Here is a 15,205-nt window from a genome sequence, read left to right as displayed (position 1 = left end):
GCTTGTCTTGCTCATCGTGATTGACCGATCAGGTTCAGCACCGCGTCGGCGGCCTGGTTGGAGGCGTCCAGCCGCAGGGTGCGGTGGATCTCGTCGAAGCCGCGGGTCTGTTCCTCGCCGCCGTCGATCAGCGGGGAAAGCGTCTGGGCCAGGGCCTCGACCGTTGCGTCGTCCTGCAGCAGCTCAGGCACCAGAAGGCGCTGGGCCAGCAGGTTCGGCAGGGACACGTAAGGGCTCTTGACCATGCGCTTGAGGATCCAGAACGTCAGCGGCGCCAACCGGTAGGCCACCACCATCGGCCGCTTGTACAGCAGCGCCTCCAGCGTCGCCGTGCCGGAAGCGATCAGCACCGCGTCGCAGGCGGCGAGGGCCAGGTGGGACTTGCCGTCGAGCAGGGTCACCGGCAGGTCGCGGCCGGCCAGCAGCGCTTCGATCTGCACCCGCCGCTCGGGGCTGGCGCAGGGCAACACGAAACGCACACCAGGGCGCAAGGCCCGCAGCCGCTGGGCGGTGTCGAGGAACAGCGCGCCGAGGCGCCCGACCTCGCCGCCGCGGCTGCCCGGCATCAGGGCGACCAGCGGCCCGTCGGGCAAGCCCAGCTCGGCCCGCGCCGCCCCACGGTCGGCCTGCAACGGAATGGCGTCGGCCAGCGAGTGGCCGACGAACCGCACCGGCACGCCCTTCTCTTCGTAGAATTTCGCTTCGAACGGGAACAGCGTGAGCATCAGGTCGCAGCCTTCGCGGATCTTCAGCACGCGCTTCTGCCGCCACGCCCACACCGACGGGCTGACGTAGTGCACGGTCTTGATCCCGGCCTGACGCAGCTTGAGTTCGATGTTGAGGTTGAAGTCCGGGGCGTCGATGCCGATGAACACGTCCGGCTTGCGCTCGATCAGGGTCTCGATCAGGTGCTTGCGCCGCTTGAGCAGCTCGCGCAGCCGACCGAGCACCTCCACCAGCCCCATGACCGACAGACGCTCCATGGGAAAGTCGGAGGTCAGCCCTTCGGCCTGCATCAGCGGCCCGCCGACGCCGATGAACTCCGCCGTCGGATGCCGGGCCTTGAGGGCGCGCATCAGGCCGGCGCCCAGAATGTCGCCGGAAGCCTCGCCCGCCACCAGCGCAATACGCAGATTGGCCATGGTCAGCGGGTGATGCCGCGGTTCGAAGACTGGATGGAGTCGCGGAACAAGGCGACTTCAGGGAACTGGGCCGCAGGTTCGGCCAGTTCGGCCAGTGCCTGCTCGACGGTCAGCCCCTGGCGGTACACCGTTTTGTAGGCACGGCGCAGAGCGTGGATGGCATCCTCGCTGAAGCCGCGGCGACGCATGCCTTCGAAGTTCATGCTGCGCGCTTCGGCCGGGTTGCCGAACACGGTGACGAACGCCGGGACGTCCTTGCCGATCGCGGTGCCCATGCCGGAGAAGCTGTGCGCGCCGATGTGGCAATACTGGTGCACCAGCGTGAAACCGGACAGGATCGCCCAGTCGTCGACGTGCACATGGCCGGCCAGCGCGGTGTTGTTGACCAGGATGCAGTGGTTGCCGATCACGCTGTCATGGCCGATGTGGGCATAGGCCATGATCAGGTTGTGGTCGCCCAGCGTGGTTTCCGAGCGGTCCTGCACCGTGCCGCGGTGAATCGTCACGCCTTCGCGGATGACGTTGTGGTCACCGATCACGAGGCGGGTCTCTTCACCCTTGTACTTGAGGTCCGGCGTATCCTCGCCGACCGAGGAAAACTGGTAGATCCGGTTGTGCTTGCCGATGCGGGTCGGGCCCTTGAGGACCACATGAGGCCCGATCACCGTACCCTCGCCGATTTCCACACCTGCGCCGACGATCGACCACGGGCCGACCTCGACCCCTTCAGCCAGGACGGCTGTCGGGTCGATGATTGCGCGAGGGTCGATCAAACTCATAGCTTGCGTTCCGCGCAGATGATTTCCGCCGAGCAGACCGGCTTGCCGTCGACAGAGGCCTGGCAGTCGAACTTCCAGATCTGGCGCTTGCAGCTGATGAACTTGGCTTCGAGGATCAGCTGATCACCCGGCAGCACAGGCTGACGGAAGCGCAGCTTGTCGGAACCGACGAAGTAGTAGAGGGTGCCGTCGGCCGGTTTGACGTCCAGCATTTTGAAACCGAGGATCCCGGCAGCCTGGGCCATCGCTTCGATGATCAGCACGCCCGGCATGATCGGATGCGCCGGGAAGTGGCCATTGAAGAACGGCTCGTTGATGCTGACATTCTTGTAGGCGCGAATGCGCTTGCCTTCAGTGTCCAGATCCACCACCCGGTCCACCAGCAGGAACGGGTAACGGTGAGGCAGGTATTCGCGAATCTCGTTGATGTCCATCATTTCGGGGGGAAGCCTATGTAAAGATTGGGAGTGCGACGTGGCGCACGCCTCTAGCAGATCAAGCAGACAGCCGGGTGGCTGCCTGCGATTGATATGGAAGCGGTATCAGCCATCTGATGAAGCATTACCGTCGGGGGTCACTTCCCCCACGCGCTTTTCCAGCTGTTTCAAGCGGCGCGCGAGGTCATCGAGCTGCCGGATGCGGGCCGCGCTCTTGCGCCATTCGGCCGCCGGTTGCATGGCTGTGCCGGACGAATAGGCACCCGGCTCGGTGATCGAGTGGGTGACCATGGTCATGCCGGTCAGGAAAACGTTGTCGCAGATGTCGATGTGCCCGACCAAGCCGACGCCGCCGGCCAGCATGCAATGCTTGCCGATCTTGGTGCTGCCGGAGATGCCGACGCAAGCCGCCATGGCGGTGTGGTCGCCGACCTGGACGTTGTGGGCGATCTGGATCTGGTTGTCGAGCTTGACGCCGTTGCCGATCACGGTATCGGCCAGGGCGCCGCGGTCGATGGCCGTGTTCACGCCGATCTCCACATCGTCGCCGACGGTGACGCCGCCGATCTGGGCGATCTTTTGCCAGACGCCTTTCTCGTTGGCGAAGCCGAAGCCCTCGCCGCCGAGCACCGCACCGGACTGGATGACCACCCGTTTGCCGATGCGCACGTCGTGGTACAGCGTCACGCGCGGGGCGAGCCAGCCGCCTTCACCGATCTCGCTGCGCGCGCCGACCACGCAATGCGCGCCGAGGGTCACGCCGGCACCGATCCGGGCACCCGACTCGACGACCGCGAAGGGGCCGATGCTGGCGCTCGGATCGACCACCGCGTCCGCCGCGATCACGGCCGTCGGATGGATCCCGGCGGCGGCTTTCGGTTTCGGGTCGAACAGGTGGGACAGGCGGGCATAGGCCAGGTACGGATCCGGCACCACCAGCGCATCGCCGGCGAACGCTTCAGCGTCCGCGGCCTTGAGCAGCAGCGCTGCGGCCTGCGAGCCGACGAGGTACTTGCGGTATTGGGGATTGGCCAGGAAGCTCAATTGAGCTGGGCCGGCCTCCTGCAAGGTGGCCAGCCCAGTGATTTGCTTCTCCGGGTCGCCACGCAGGGTGGCGCCGAGGAACTCGGCCAACTGGCCGAGCTTGATGGTCACGGTCATGGGTTACTTCAGCTGGTTCATGCGCTCGATGACCTGGCGCGTGATGTCGTACTGAGGTTTGACGTCGATGACCGCGCCACGCTCGAACACCAGGTCAAAACCACCTTTCTTGATGACTTCTTCCACGGCGCTGTCCAGCTTAGGCTTCAGTTGCTTGAGCATCTCGCGGTCGGCGACGGCCTTGGCTTCGTTCAATTCCTTGGACTGGAACTGGAAATCACGGGCCTTTTGCTTGAATTCCAGCTCCAGACGCTCGCGCTCGCCTTGCTGCATCTTGTCGCCGCCAGCCATCAGGCGGTCCTGGATGCCCTTGGCGCTGCTTTCCAGGGTCTTGAGCTTGGTCAGCTGCGGGCCGAACTTCTTCTCGGCGTCCACGGCGTACTTCTTGGCCGCGTCGGATTCCAGCAGGGCCATCTGATAGTTCAGGACGGCGATCTTCATGTCGGCAAATGCCGGGCCTGCCACCAGTACGGAGGCCAGGAGAACCAATTGAGTCAACTTACGCACGATGCACTCCTACAAAATCCATTGTCGTTATCTTGGGTCAGACGCTTAGAACGTCTGACCGAGGGAGAATTGGAACACTTGGGTTTCAGCGTTATCCGGTTTCTTCACCGGCGTGGCCAACGCGAAGCTCAATGGGCCCAGTGCGGTCACCCAGGTCACGCCGACACCGACGGAACTGGCCATGTTGCTCAGGCTCACGTCGTTGCACTGCGTGTTGGACTTCGTGACACCGTTGGTGTTGAGAGTCTGCTCGCACTTGGAGTCAAACACGTTACCCACGTCCCAGAACACGGAGGTGCGCAGGGAGCGTTGATCCTTGACGAACGGCAGCGGGAACAGGACTTCCACACCGCCCTGGATCAGGACGTTGCCGCCGAACGGCAGCGGATCCTGGTCCGGGTCGTTGATCGTGCCGACGTTGCCGGTCTTGGCCTGACCGCGGCTAGGCGTACTGCGCGGGCCCAGCGTGCTGTCCTTGAAGCCACGAACCGAGTTGAAACCACCAGCATAGTAGTTTTCATAGAACGGCAAGCCGTCGGTGGAGCCGTAGCCGTCGCCGTAGCCCAGTTCGGTGTGCAGGCGCAGCGTGTAGTTTTCGCTGATCGGCGCGAACAGCTGGCCGCGGTAGTCGAGCTTGTAGAACGACAGGTCGCTGCCCGGAATGGTGGTTTCCAGGGTCAGGCTCTGGGAACGGCCGCGGGTCGGCAGCACGCCCTTGTTCAGGGTCGACTCGGACCAGCCGGCCGACGCCTTGAAGTTCAGGTAGTTGTCGCCTTCACGGTTCACGAAGTCGAAGATTTCGTCGACGGTGTACTGACCGGTCTTGATCTTGTCCTGCTGGGCCGACAGGCCGAAGGTCAAGCGCGAGGTTTCGCTGATCGGGTAGCCGACGTTCACACCGGCGCCCAGGCTGTCCACCGCATAGCTCGCCACATCGACGTCGAGGTCTTTGTAGTCGGTGGTGCGGTAGAAGGCGTTGTAGCCCAGGCTCACGCCGTCGGCGGTCCAGTAGGGATCGACGTAGCCGAAGTTGTAGCGGCTCTGGTATTCGCTGCGGGTCAGGCCCACGCTGACGCGGTTACCGGTACCGAGGAAGTTGTTCTGGGTGATGGAGCCGCCCAGGATCAGACCGGCGCTCTGGGCGAAGCCCACGCTGGCGGTGATCGAACCGGAAGCCTGCTCCTCGACGCTGTAGTTCACGTCGACCTGGTCGTCGACGCCCGGCACGGCCGGCGTCTCGACGTTGACTTCCTTGAAGAAGCCCAGGCGCTCCAGACGGGTCTTGGACTGGTCGATCAGGTAGGTCGAAGCCCAGCCGCCTTCCATCTGGCGCATTTCGCGACGCAGCACTTCGTCCTCGGACTTGGTGTTGCCACGGAAGTTGATGCGGTTGACGTAGGCGCGCTTGCCCGGATCGACGGCGAACAGGATGTCGACGGTGTGATCGTCGTCATGGGGCTGAGGCACGCCGTTGACGTTGGCGAAGGTGTAGCCTTCGTTGCCCAGACGGCGGGTGATCAGCTCGGAAGTGGTGGTCATCAGCTTGCGCGAGAACACCTGGCCCTTCTGCACCAGCAGCAGGGACTTGACCTGGTCTTCAGGCACTTTCAGGTCGCCGCTCAGCTTGACGTCGCGAACGGTGTACTTCTCGCCTTCGGTCACGTTGACGGTGATGTAGACGTGCTTCTTGTCCGGGGTGATGGACACCTGGGTCGAAGCGATGTCCATGTTGATGTAGCCGCGGTCCAGGTAGTAGGAACGCAGACGCTCCAGGTCACCGGAGAGCTTTTCGCGGGCGTACTTGTCGTCGTTCTTGAAGAAGGACAGCCAGTTGGTGGTTTTCAGCTCGAACAGGTCGACCAGGTCTTCCTCGGGGAAAACGGTGTTGCCGACCACGTTGATGTGCTGGATGGCAGCCACGGTGCCTTCGTTGATCTTCACCTTCAGGCCGACGCGGTTGCGCGGCTGCGACACCACTTCGGTGTCGACGGTCGCCGAGTAGCGGCCCTGGGCGACGTACTGACGCTGCAGCTCGTTGCGCACGCCTTCGAGGGTGGCGCGCTGGAAGATCTCGCCTTCGGCCAGGCCGGACTGCTTGAGGCCTTTCATCAGGTCTTCGGTGGAGATCGCCTTGTTGCCTTCGATCTCGATGCTGGCGACGGACGGACGCTCGACGACCGTGATCACCAGTACGTTGCCTTCGCGGCCCAGCTGGATATCTTGAAAGAAACCGGTTTTGAACAGCGCACGAGTGGACTCAACCAGACGACGGTCGTCCGCCTGATCGCCGACGTTCAACGGCAACGCGCCAAAGACGCTACCTGCGGAAACCCGCTGGAGGCCGTTGACACGAATATCAGAGATAGTGAAGGACTCGGCGTGAACTTCGGCGATCATCAATACGGTGAGAACCGCAGTTAGCAGCAGACGTTTCATGAAGTCCTTTCTTATTCCAACTGGCAATAAAGAAACTGCCGCAAAATGCGGCAGATTCGCAATTCAACGAAGCGTTACAGACGACCCAGATCGTTGACCAGAGCGAGCAGCATCACTCCAACCACCAAACTGATACCGATCTGTATCCCCCAACCTTGTACCCGCTCCGACAAGGGGCGACCACGCGCCCACTCGATCAGATAAAACAACAGATGCCCCCCATCCAGTACAGGAATGGGCAGCAAATTCAGAACACCCAGGCTAATACTCAGATAAGCAAGGAAATTCAGGAAATCGGCAACGCCCGACTGGGCAGAAGCGCCCGCCACTTTAGCAATGGTTATCGGTCCGCTCAAGTTTTTTACCGAGAGCTCGCCGAAGAGCATTTTCTTCAGGGAATCCAGCGTCAGGACACTCATCGCCCAAGTGCGGCGGGCACCCTCGCCGATCGCCGCCAACGGCCCGAAACTGACCTCACGGATCATTTCCGGCGGCCAGTCGACCGCCTTCACCCCTGCCCCCAGATAGCCGCTCGGCGACTTGCTTTCGCCCCGGGCCGCCAGCGTGACCGGAACGTCGATCCGGGCACCGTCGCGCTCGATGCGCAGCAGGACTTTAGCGTCAGGGCGGGTACGGACGGTGTCGACCACTTGCTGCCAGTCGTCCAGCGCCTGGCCGTCGAGCGCCAACAGGCGGTCGCCGGTCTTCAGCCCCGCCGCCTGGGCCGGGCCTTTCGGATCGAGTTCGGCGAGCACCGGCGGCAACGCCGGGCGCCATGGGCGGATGCCCAGCGAACGGATCGGGTCAGGTTCGTCCGCGCCCTTGAGCCAGTGGTCCAAGGCCAGCTCGCGAGGCGAGTCCGCCGTGGAGCCCTGATCACGCACCATCACCTGCAGGGAACCGCTCTCGCCCAGACGACGCACCAGCTGCAGATTGACCGCCGCCCAGCCGGACGTCGGTTCGCCGTCGATGGCGATGATTTCCTGGCCGGGGCTCAGGCCGGCCTTGGCCGCCATGCTGCCGGACTCGACCGCGCCGATGACCGGGCGCACCTGCTCGCTGCCGAGCATGGCCAAGACCCAGAAGAACACCAGAGCGAGGAGAAAGTTGGCGACCGGGCCGGCGGCGACGATGGCGATGCGCTGACGGACGGTCTTGCGGTTGAACGACTGATGCAGCTGATCGGCCGGCACCTCGCCTTCACGCTCGTCGAGCATCTTGACGTAACCGCCCAGCGGAATGGCCGCCACCACGAACTCCGTGCCGTGCCGGTCGTGCCAGCGCAGCAGGGGCATGCCGAAGCCGACGGAAAAACGCAGCACCTTGACGCCGCAGCGGCGCGCGACCCAGAAGTGGCCGAACTCGTGGAAGGTGACCAGCACACCGAGGGCGATCAGGGTGCCGGCAATCATATAGAGCGCGCTCATCTACTTTCTCCGCATTCCTGTCCAGTGCCGCGTGAAGCCAAGTACGGCGCAGCCTAACGGCCGTGGCGGCTCAGCCATTGGCCGGCCAGTGCCCGTGCCTTCGCGTCCGCCGTGAATACCGCGTCCAGGTCATCCAGCGCCACCACGGGCTGAAGATTCAAGACTTCTTCGATGATACTCGCGATTTCCAGGTAGCGAACCCGTCCGTCGAGAAACGCCGCGACCGCCACTTCGTTGGCCGCATTCAGCATCGCCGGGGCGCTGTCGCCGGCTTCCGCCGCCTGGCGCGCCAGGCGCAGGCAAGGGAAGCGCTGCTCGTCCGGTGCCTCGAAGTCCAGGCGCGCCACCGCGAACAGGTCCAGCGGCGCCACGCCCGAGTCGATCCGCTCGGGCCAGGCCAGTGCGTTGGCGATCGGCGTGCGCATGTCCGGGTTGCCCAACTGCGCCAACACGGAACCGTCCACATAATCGACCAGCGAATGGATCACGCTCTGCGGATGGATGACCACCTCGACCTGCGAGGGCTTGGCATCGAACAGCCAGCAGGCTTCGATCAGCTCTAGGCCCTTGTTCATCATGCTGGCCGAATCCACCGAAATCTTGCGCCCCATGGACCAGTTCGGGTGGGCACACGCCTGCTCAGGTGAAACATGCGCCAAGTCAGCCATCGGCGTCTGCCGGAAAGGGCCGCCGGAGGCCGTCAGAAGAATCCGACGGACACCGACATGGCTCAATCCGCGGGAGAAGTCCTGCGGCATGCATTGGAAAATCGCATTGTGCTCGCTGTCGATCGGCAGCAGCGCCGAACCGCTCTTGCGCACCGCCTGCATGAACAAGGCGCCGGACATCACCAGCGCCTCCTTGTTTGCCAGCAGGATTTTCTTGCCCGCCTCGACGGCCGCCAGGGTCGGGCGCAGCCCGGCCGCGCCGACGATCGCCGCCATCACGGCGTCCACTTCGGGAGCTGCAGCCACCTGGCACAGCCCCTCCTCCCCCACCAGCACGCGGGTCGGCAGGCCGGCGGCGCGCAGGTCGTCCTGCAGGTGGCGCGCAGCCTGAGCCTCAGGCACGACCGCGAATTGCGGTACATGACGCACGCACAGGGCAAGCAGCTCGCTCAGGCGGCTGAACCCACTCAGGGCGAACGCCCGGTAACGGTCAGGATGGCGCGCGATGACATCCAGGGTGCTCAGACCGATGGAACCGGTCGCCCCCAGTACGGTGATCTGCTGCGGCCGGCTCACGGTGCGGCCATCCACAGCATCACGGCGAACAGCGGGATCGCTGCGGTCAGGCTGTCGATGCGGTCCAGGACACCGCCGTGCCCCGGCAGCAGGTTACTGCTGTCCTTGATGCCGGACTGGCGCTTGAACATGCTTTCGGTGAGGTCGCCCACCACCGAAACGAACACGATCACGGCCGCCCCGATCAAGCCCTTGAACAGCTGCGCCACGGTCCAGTCGCGCACGAAGCCGACCAGCACGGTGATCGCCAGGCTCAAGGCGAGGCCGCCGTAGACGCCCTCCCAACTCTTGCCCGGGCTGACCTGCGGCGCCAGCTTGCGCTTGCCGAAGGCCCGGCCGGAGAAGTAGGCGCCGATGTCGGCGCCCCACACCAGCACCATCACCGCCATGATCAGCCAGTTGCCCAGCGGGTACTGCTTGATCTGCACCAGCCCTTGCCAGGCGGGCAGCAGGATCAGGAAGCCGATGACCAGCTTGCACGCCGCGCTGGCCCAATGCCCGCTGGATTGCGGGTAGGTCAGCACCAGATACGTGGCCACCGCCCACCACAGCACCGAAGCGCCGAGCACCCAGGGCGCAAGGCCGGGCAGGATGTACATGACGAACAGCATCAACGCCACCACGGCGGCGTAGCCTACGCGGAACGACTGCGCGCCGAAGCCCGCCAGACGCGCCCATTCCCACGCGCCGAGACTCACGACCAGCCCGATGAACAACGCAAAACCGGATCCTTCGAGCAGAAAGAAACCGCCCAACGCGATCGGCAGCAAGATCAGTGCGGTGATGATTCGTTGTTTAAGCATTAAACCCGGGCTCCGGCTTCGACCTGCTCGCTCGTTTTACCGAAGCGGCGCTGGCGCGAAGCGAAATCGGCCAGCGCGTTGCGCATGGCATCGTGTTTGAAGTCCGGCCAGAACAGGTCGGAGAAATACAGCTCGGCGTAAGCGAGCTGCCAGAGCAGGAAGTTGCTGATGCGGTGTTCGCCGCCGGTGCGGATGCACAGGTCCGGCAACGGCAGGTCGCCGGTGGCCAGGCACGCCTGCAACAGGTCCGGCGTGATGTCGTCCGGCCGCAGGTGACCGGCCTGCACCTCACGGGCAAGACGCTGCGCAGCCTGCGCGATGTCCCACTGGCCGCCGTAGTTGGCGGCGATCTGCAGGACAAAGCGGTTGGCGCCGGCGGTCATCGCCTCGGCTTCGCGCATCGCCGCCTGAAGCTCAGGGTGGAAGCGCGAACGGTCGCCGATGATGCGCAGGCTGATGTTGTTGTCGTTGAGGCGCTTGGCCTCACGACGCAACGCCTTGAAGAACAGATCCATCAAGGCGCTGACCTCATCGGCCGGGCGCTGCCAGTTCTCGCTGGAGAAGGCAAACAGCGTCAGCACCTCGACCTTGGCCTCGGCGCACACTTCTATCACCGCACGCACGGCATCCACGCCCGCCTTGTGCCCGGCGACGCCGGGCATGAAGCGTTTCTTCGCCCAGCGGTTGTTGCCATCCATGATGATCGCGACATGGCGCGGCACCGCGGACGGCGCAGTCTGCTTGGTCTTTTCCATGAAGGCGTCCTGACCCTTTATACGGCCATCAGATCCTTTTCTTTTTCTTCGGTCGCCTTGGCGATCTGACCTTCGAAGTCCTTGATCAGCTTGTCGATGTCGGCACCGGCGCGACGCTCTTCGTCTTCGCTGATTTCCTTGTCCTTGGACAGCTTCTTCAGCTCGCCCAGGGCGTCACGACGGATGTTGCGCACGGCGACGCGGGCATCTTCGGCCGCGGCGCGCGCCTGCTTGGTGAAGCCCTTGCGGGTCTCTTCGGTCAGCGGCGCCATCTTGATCAGCAGCAACTCGCCAAGGTTGGTCGGGTTGAGGTTGAGGCCGGCGCTGCCGATGGCCTTGTCGATGGCGCCGAGCATGTTGCGCTCGAACGGCACCACCTGCAGGGTCTGGCTGTCCTTCACGGTCACGTTGGCCACACCGCTCAGCGGGGTGTCGGCGCCGTAGTAAGGCACCATCACGCTGCCCAGGATGCTCGGGTGGGCCTTGCCGGTGCGGATCTGGCCGAACGCGTGCGCCAGGGACTCCAGGGACTTCTGCATGCGCGCCTGGGCGTCTTTCTTGATTTCGTTGATCATTGTTGAACTTCCTCGATCAGGGTTCCTTCGGCGCCGCCATGCACGATGTTCAGCAGGGCGCCGGGCTTGTTCATGTTGAATACACGCAGCGGCATCTTGTGGTCGCGGCACAGGCAAATGGCCGTCAGATCCATCACACCCAGCTTGCGATCCAGCACTTCATCGTAGGTCAGATGATCGAACTTCTCGGCATGCGGGTCTTTGAACGGGTCTGCGGTGTAGACGCCATCGACCTTGGTCGCCTTGAGCACGACGTCGGCGTCGATTTCGATGGCTCGCAGGCAGGCTGCCGAATCCGTGGTGAAGAACGGATTGCCGGTGCCGGCGGCGAAAATCACGACGTCCTTGGAGTTCAGGTGGCGCATGGCCTTGCGGCGATCATAGTGATCGGTCACGCCGACCATGGAAATGGCGGACATCACGATGGCCGAGATATTGGCACGTTCCAGCGCATCGCGCATGGCCAGGGCGTTCATCACAGTGGCCAGCATGCCCATGTGGTCGCCCGTGACGCGGTCCATGCCGGCCTTGCTCAGGGCTTCGCCGCGGAACAGGTTGCCGCCGCCGATCACCAGACCGACCTGAACACCGATGCCGACCAGCTGGCCGACTTCCAGCGCCATGCGGTCCAGCACCTTCGGGTCGATCCCGAACTCTTCCGAGCCCATCAGGGCCTCGCCGCTGAGCTTGAGTAGAATGCGTTTATAGCGAGCCTGATAACCACTGCCCTGCTGAGCCATTGCGAATCTCTCCTGCGGCGTATTTAAAAATTCTTTGCGAGCTGTTTGCAGCTGGCGCTTCACTCTAGCTTGGCGCTGCTTCAGCGCCATCGGAACATGGCTTTGTAAGTCAGTTCCAAGCGGAAACCAATTAAAAAATCGGTCACCGTATCTGAAAAGAGGCTGCGCGCGTGAGCGGGCAGCCTCTTTCGGGCGACAGTTGAAAAACCGTCTTACTGCTTGGCGGCAGCCACTTGTGCGGCAACTTCTTCAGCGAAGTTGTCGACTGGCTTCTCGATGCCTTCGCCCACTTTGAAGTAGGTGAAGGAAACGATTTCAGCGCCGGCTTTCTTGGCCAGTTCGCCGACCTTGACTTCCGGGTTCATGACGAACGCTTGCTCGACCAGCGAGGCTTCGGCCAGGAACTTCGAGATACGACCTTTGATCATGTTCTCGACGATGTTTTCCGGCTTGCCCGCGATCTTGTCGGCGTTCAGCTGCAGGAAAACGCCTTTTTCGCGCTCGATGGCTTCGGCCGACACTTCCGACGGCAGCAGGAACTCTGGGTTCGAAGCGGCAACGTGCATGGCGATGTTCTTGGCCAGCTCGATGTCGCCGCCTTTCAGAACGACGGTAGCGCCGATCTTGTTGCCGTGCAGGTAAGCACCGACAACGTCACCCTCAACGCGCGCCAGGCGACGGATGTTGACGTTTTCGCCGCACTTGGCGACCAGGGCTTCACGGGCGGCTTCACGGGATGCGATCAGCGGAGCGGCGTCGGTCAGCTTCTGGGCGAAGGCTTCTTCCAGGCTTTCGGCGACGAAGTTCTTGAAGTCGTCCTGCAGGGCCAGGAAGTCGGTCTGCGAGTTCACTTCCAGCAGAACGGCGGATTTACCGTCGGTCTTCACGGCGATGGCGCCTTCGGCAGCGATGTTGCCTGCTTTCTTGGCAGCCTTGATGGCGCCCGAAGCACGCATGTCATCAATGGCTTTCTCGATGTCGCCGCCAGCCTTTTCCAGGGCTTTCTTGCAATCCATCATGCCTTCGCCGGTGCGCTCGCGCAGTTCTTTGACCAACGCTGCAGTAATTGCTGCCATTTTCAAATTCCTCTTGGATAGGTTTTCAACCATTCCACCCGACTGAACGGGCGTTCAATTCTTCCCGAACCACCTTGTATAGCCGCTGCACGTTACAGATGCAGGGCGGGCGCTGCCACAAGCGGGCGCCGACAAATGGTTTTCGAGGTGGCAAAAAGGGGGCCAAGCCCCCTTTTTGCTTACTGAGTCAACGCCAGGGCGTCAATTACTCAGCTGCAGCCGCCGGAGCTTCTTCAGCGAAGACTTCGGTGCCGCCAGCAACGTTGTTGCGGCCACGGATAACGGCGTCAGCCATCGAACCCATGTACAGCTCGATCGCGCGGATGGCGTCGTCGTTGCCTGGGATGATGTAGTCAACGCCTTCCGGGCTGCTGTTGGTATCGACTACGCCGATGACCGGGATGCCCAGCTTGTTGGCTTCGGTGATCGCGATGCGCTCGTGGTCGACGTCGATCACGAACAGAGCGTCCGGCAGGCCGCCCATGTCCTTGATGCCGCCCAGGGAGCGGTCCAGCTTCTCGAGGTCACGGGTGCGCATCAGCGCTTCTTTCTTGGTCAGCTTGGCGAAGGTGCCGTCTTCGGCTTGAACTTCGAGGTCACGCAGACGCTTGATGGAAGCACGGATGGTCTTGAAGTTGGTCAGCATGCCGCCCAACCAGCGGTGATCGACGTACGGCGAGCCGCAGCGTGCTGCTTGCTCGGCGACGATCTTGCCGGCGGAACGCTTGGTGCCGACGAACAGAATCTTGTTTTTGCCCTGGGCCAGGCGCTCTACGAAGGTCAGTGCTTCGTTGAACATCGGCAGGGTTTTTTCAAGGTTGATGATGTGGATCTTGTTGCGCGCGCCGAAAATGTACTTGCCCATTTTCGGGTTCCAGTAACGGGTTTGGTGACCGAAGTGCACACCGGCCTTCAGCATATCGCGCATGTTGACTTGGGACATGATAGTTCCTTGATAAGTCGGGTTGGGCCTCCACGCATCCCAATGACCAACCGCCGATCCGAGGATCAAGGGCACCCAGGTCATCGTGTCGACACGTGTGTGGGTTAATGCTTTCGGGGCTATCCCCGGAAAGCGGCGCATTTTATATCACAAGGAGGGCGCAAACGGAACCCGGAATCTGCATTCGCATCAGGGACATGAGGGAAGCGCGCCGCGGATCCGCCCTGGCACGGCATTGTACGGACGGACGCGATGCACACAGACGCGGATTTGCGCCTTTCGTCTGTTAGAATCGCGTTTTTCAGGGCCGCAGCCTGAACGCCTGCCGTCCTATCCGTATCTGCAAGCGCCGCCGGGCGCAGAGAGAGCCTGTATGACCGTCAACCTCAAAACCCCCGAGGACATCGCTGGCATGCGTGTCGCCGGCAAACTGGCCGCCGACGTGCTGGAAATGATCGCCGAACACGTAAAGCCGGGCATCACCACCGATGAGCTGAACCAGATCTGCCACGACTACATCGTCAACGTGCAGCAGGCCATCCCCGCCCCGCTCAACTACAAGGGCTACCCGAAGTCGATCTGCACCTCGATCAACCACGTGGTCTGCCACGGCATCCCCAACGACAAGCCGCTGAAGAACGGCGATACCCTGAACATCGACGTCACGGTGATCAAGGACGGCTACCACGGCGACACCAGCCGCATGTTCCACGTCGGCACCGTGCCGGTCTGGGCCGAACGCCTGTCCCAGGTCACCCAGGAATGCATGTACAAGGCGATCGAGATCGTCAAGCCCGGCTGCCGCCTCGGCGACATCGGCGAGATCATCCAGAAGCACGCCGAGAAGAACGGCTTCTCGGTGGTGCGCGAGTTCTGCGGCCACGGCATCGGCAAGGTGTTCCATGAAGAGCCGCAGATCCTGCACTACGGCCGCGCCGGCACCGGCATGGAGCTGCAGGCCGGCATGACCTTTACCATCGAGCCGATGATCAACCAGGGCAAGGCCGACACCAAGGTGCTGGGCGACGGCTGGACCGCCATCACCAAGGACCGCAAGCTCTCGGCGCAGTGGGAACACACCCTGCTGGTCACCGAAACCGGCTACGAGATCTTCACCCTGCGCAGCGACGACACGATCCCGCGCGTATCGGCCTGACCCAGACACCGCTCCCAGCCTATA

At 63.0% G+C, this 15,205-nt stretch carries 15 protein-coding genes; 1 reads left to right on the top strand and 14 read right to left on the bottom strand.

Annotated features, from left to right (window positions below; all coding sequences use genetic code 11):
• Positions 1-11 precede the first annotated feature (11 nt).
• The 14 genes from lpxB to rpsB all read right to left on the bottom strand — a co-directional run bounded on the left by lpxB (position 12) and on the right by rpsB (position 14,025).
• On the bottom strand, positions 12-1,142 hold the full coding sequence (gene lpxB, locus CAG41_RS07030) for a lipid-A-disaccharide synthase (RefSeq protein WP_085581399.1): 1,131 nt from the start codon (positions 1,140-1,142) through the stop codon (positions 12-14).
• Positions 1,143-1,144: 2 nt separating this feature from the next.
• Complete coding sequence (gene lpxA, locus CAG41_RS07025; RefSeq protein WP_085581397.1) at positions 1,145-1,921, bottom strand: acyl-ACP--UDP-N-acetylglucosamine O-acyltransferase; 777 nt, start codon at positions 1,919-1,921, stop codon at positions 1,145-1,147.
• Positions 1,918-2,358, bottom strand: a complete 441-nt coding sequence (gene fabZ / locus CAG41_RS07020; RefSeq protein ID WP_085581395.1) for a 3-hydroxyacyl-ACP dehydratase FabZ — start codon at positions 2,356-2,358, stop codon at positions 1,918-1,920. Before fabZ ends, lpxA begins: the two co-directional genes overlap by 4 nt.
• Positions 2,359-2,463: 105 nt before the next feature.
• Positions 2,464-3,519: a UDP-3-O-(3-hydroxymyristoyl)glucosamine N-acyltransferase gene (gene lpxD / locus CAG41_RS07015; protein ID WP_085706807.1), complete on the bottom strand. Its 1,056-nt coding sequence runs from the start codon at positions 3,517-3,519 to the stop codon at positions 2,464-2,466.
• Positions 3,520-3,522: 3 nt separating this feature from the next.
• On the bottom strand, positions 3,523-4,026 hold the full coding sequence (locus CAG41_RS07010; protein ID WP_003222140.1) for an OmpH family outer membrane protein: 504 nt from the start codon (positions 4,024-4,026) through the stop codon (positions 3,523-3,525).
• 45 nt (positions 4,027-4,071) lie between these two features.
• A complete protein-coding gene (gene bamA, locus CAG41_RS07005; RefSeq protein ID WP_085581391.1) occupies positions 4,072-6,462 on the bottom strand; it encodes an outer membrane protein assembly factor BamA in 2,391 nt (796 codons plus the stop codon).
• 74 nt (positions 6,463-6,536) lie between these two features.
• Positions 6,537-7,889: a sigma E protease regulator RseP gene (gene rseP / locus CAG41_RS07000; protein ID WP_085581389.1), complete on the bottom strand. Its 1,353-nt coding sequence runs from the start codon at positions 7,887-7,889 to the stop codon at positions 6,537-6,539.
• 53 nt (positions 7,890-7,942) lie between these two features.
• Positions 7,943-9,133 carry a 1-deoxy-D-xylulose-5-phosphate reductoisomerase gene (ispC, locus tag CAG41_RS06995; protein WP_085581387.1) on the bottom strand — a complete coding sequence of 397 codons (1,191 nt, stop codon included), beginning with the start codon at positions 9,131-9,133 and terminating at the stop codon, positions 7,943-7,945.
• Complete coding sequence (locus tag CAG41_RS06990; RefSeq protein ID WP_085581385.1) at positions 9,130-9,936, bottom strand: phosphatidate cytidylyltransferase; 807 nt, start codon at positions 9,934-9,936, stop codon at positions 9,130-9,132. The genes ispC and CAG41_RS06990 overlap by 4 nt, the downstream gene beginning before the upstream one ends.
• The gene (gene uppS / locus CAG41_RS06985; RefSeq protein WP_085581383.1) at positions 9,936-10,691 is read right to left on the bottom strand and encodes a polyprenyl diphosphate synthase; all 756 of its coding nucleotides are present in this window, start codon (positions 10,689-10,691) and stop codon (positions 9,936-9,938) included. The genes CAG41_RS06990 and uppS overlap by 1 nt, the downstream gene beginning before the upstream one ends.
• A 17-nt stretch (positions 10,692-10,708) precedes the next feature.
• Positions 10,709-11,266, bottom strand: coding sequence for a ribosome recycling factor (gene frr, locus CAG41_RS06980; protein ID WP_085581381.1), 558 nt, complete (start codon positions 11,264-11,266; stop codon positions 10,709-10,711).
• On the bottom strand, positions 11,263-12,006 hold the full coding sequence (gene pyrH, locus CAG41_RS06975) for a UMP kinase (RefSeq protein ID WP_011332683.1): 744 nt from the start codon (positions 12,004-12,006) through the stop codon (positions 11,263-11,265). Before pyrH ends, frr begins: the two co-directional genes overlap by 4 nt.
• A 212-nt stretch (positions 12,007-12,218) precedes the next feature.
• Positions 12,219-13,082 (bottom strand): translation elongation factor Ts, encoded by an 864-nt coding sequence (gene tsf, locus CAG41_RS06970; RefSeq protein ID WP_085581379.1) that lies wholly within the window; start codon positions 13,080-13,082, stop codon positions 12,219-12,221.
• Between the two features lie 205 nt (positions 13,083-13,287).
• Positions 13,288-14,025 (bottom strand): 30S ribosomal protein S2, encoded by a 738-nt coding sequence (gene rpsB, locus CAG41_RS06965; protein WP_085581377.1) that lies wholly within the window; start codon positions 14,023-14,025, stop codon positions 13,288-13,290.
• Between the two features lie 373 nt (positions 14,026-14,398).
• Here rpsB and map point away from each other — a divergent pair, with 373 nt between their 5' ends.
• Positions 14,399-15,181 (top strand): type I methionyl aminopeptidase, encoded by a 783-nt coding sequence (gene map, locus CAG41_RS06960; RefSeq protein ID WP_085581375.1) that lies wholly within the window; start codon positions 14,399-14,401, stop codon positions 15,179-15,181.
• Positions 15,182-15,205: the final 24 nt, after the last annotated feature.

Origin of the sequence: Pseudomonas sp. B35(2017) (assembly GCF_002113645.1) — a bacterium.
Lineage (GTDB): Bacteria > Pseudomonadota > Gammaproteobacteria > Pseudomonadales > Pseudomonadaceae > Aquipseudomonas > Aquipseudomonas ekonensis.
Note: the sequence above shows the minus strand (reverse complement) of the source record. Positions and strands in the feature narration are given on the sequence as shown.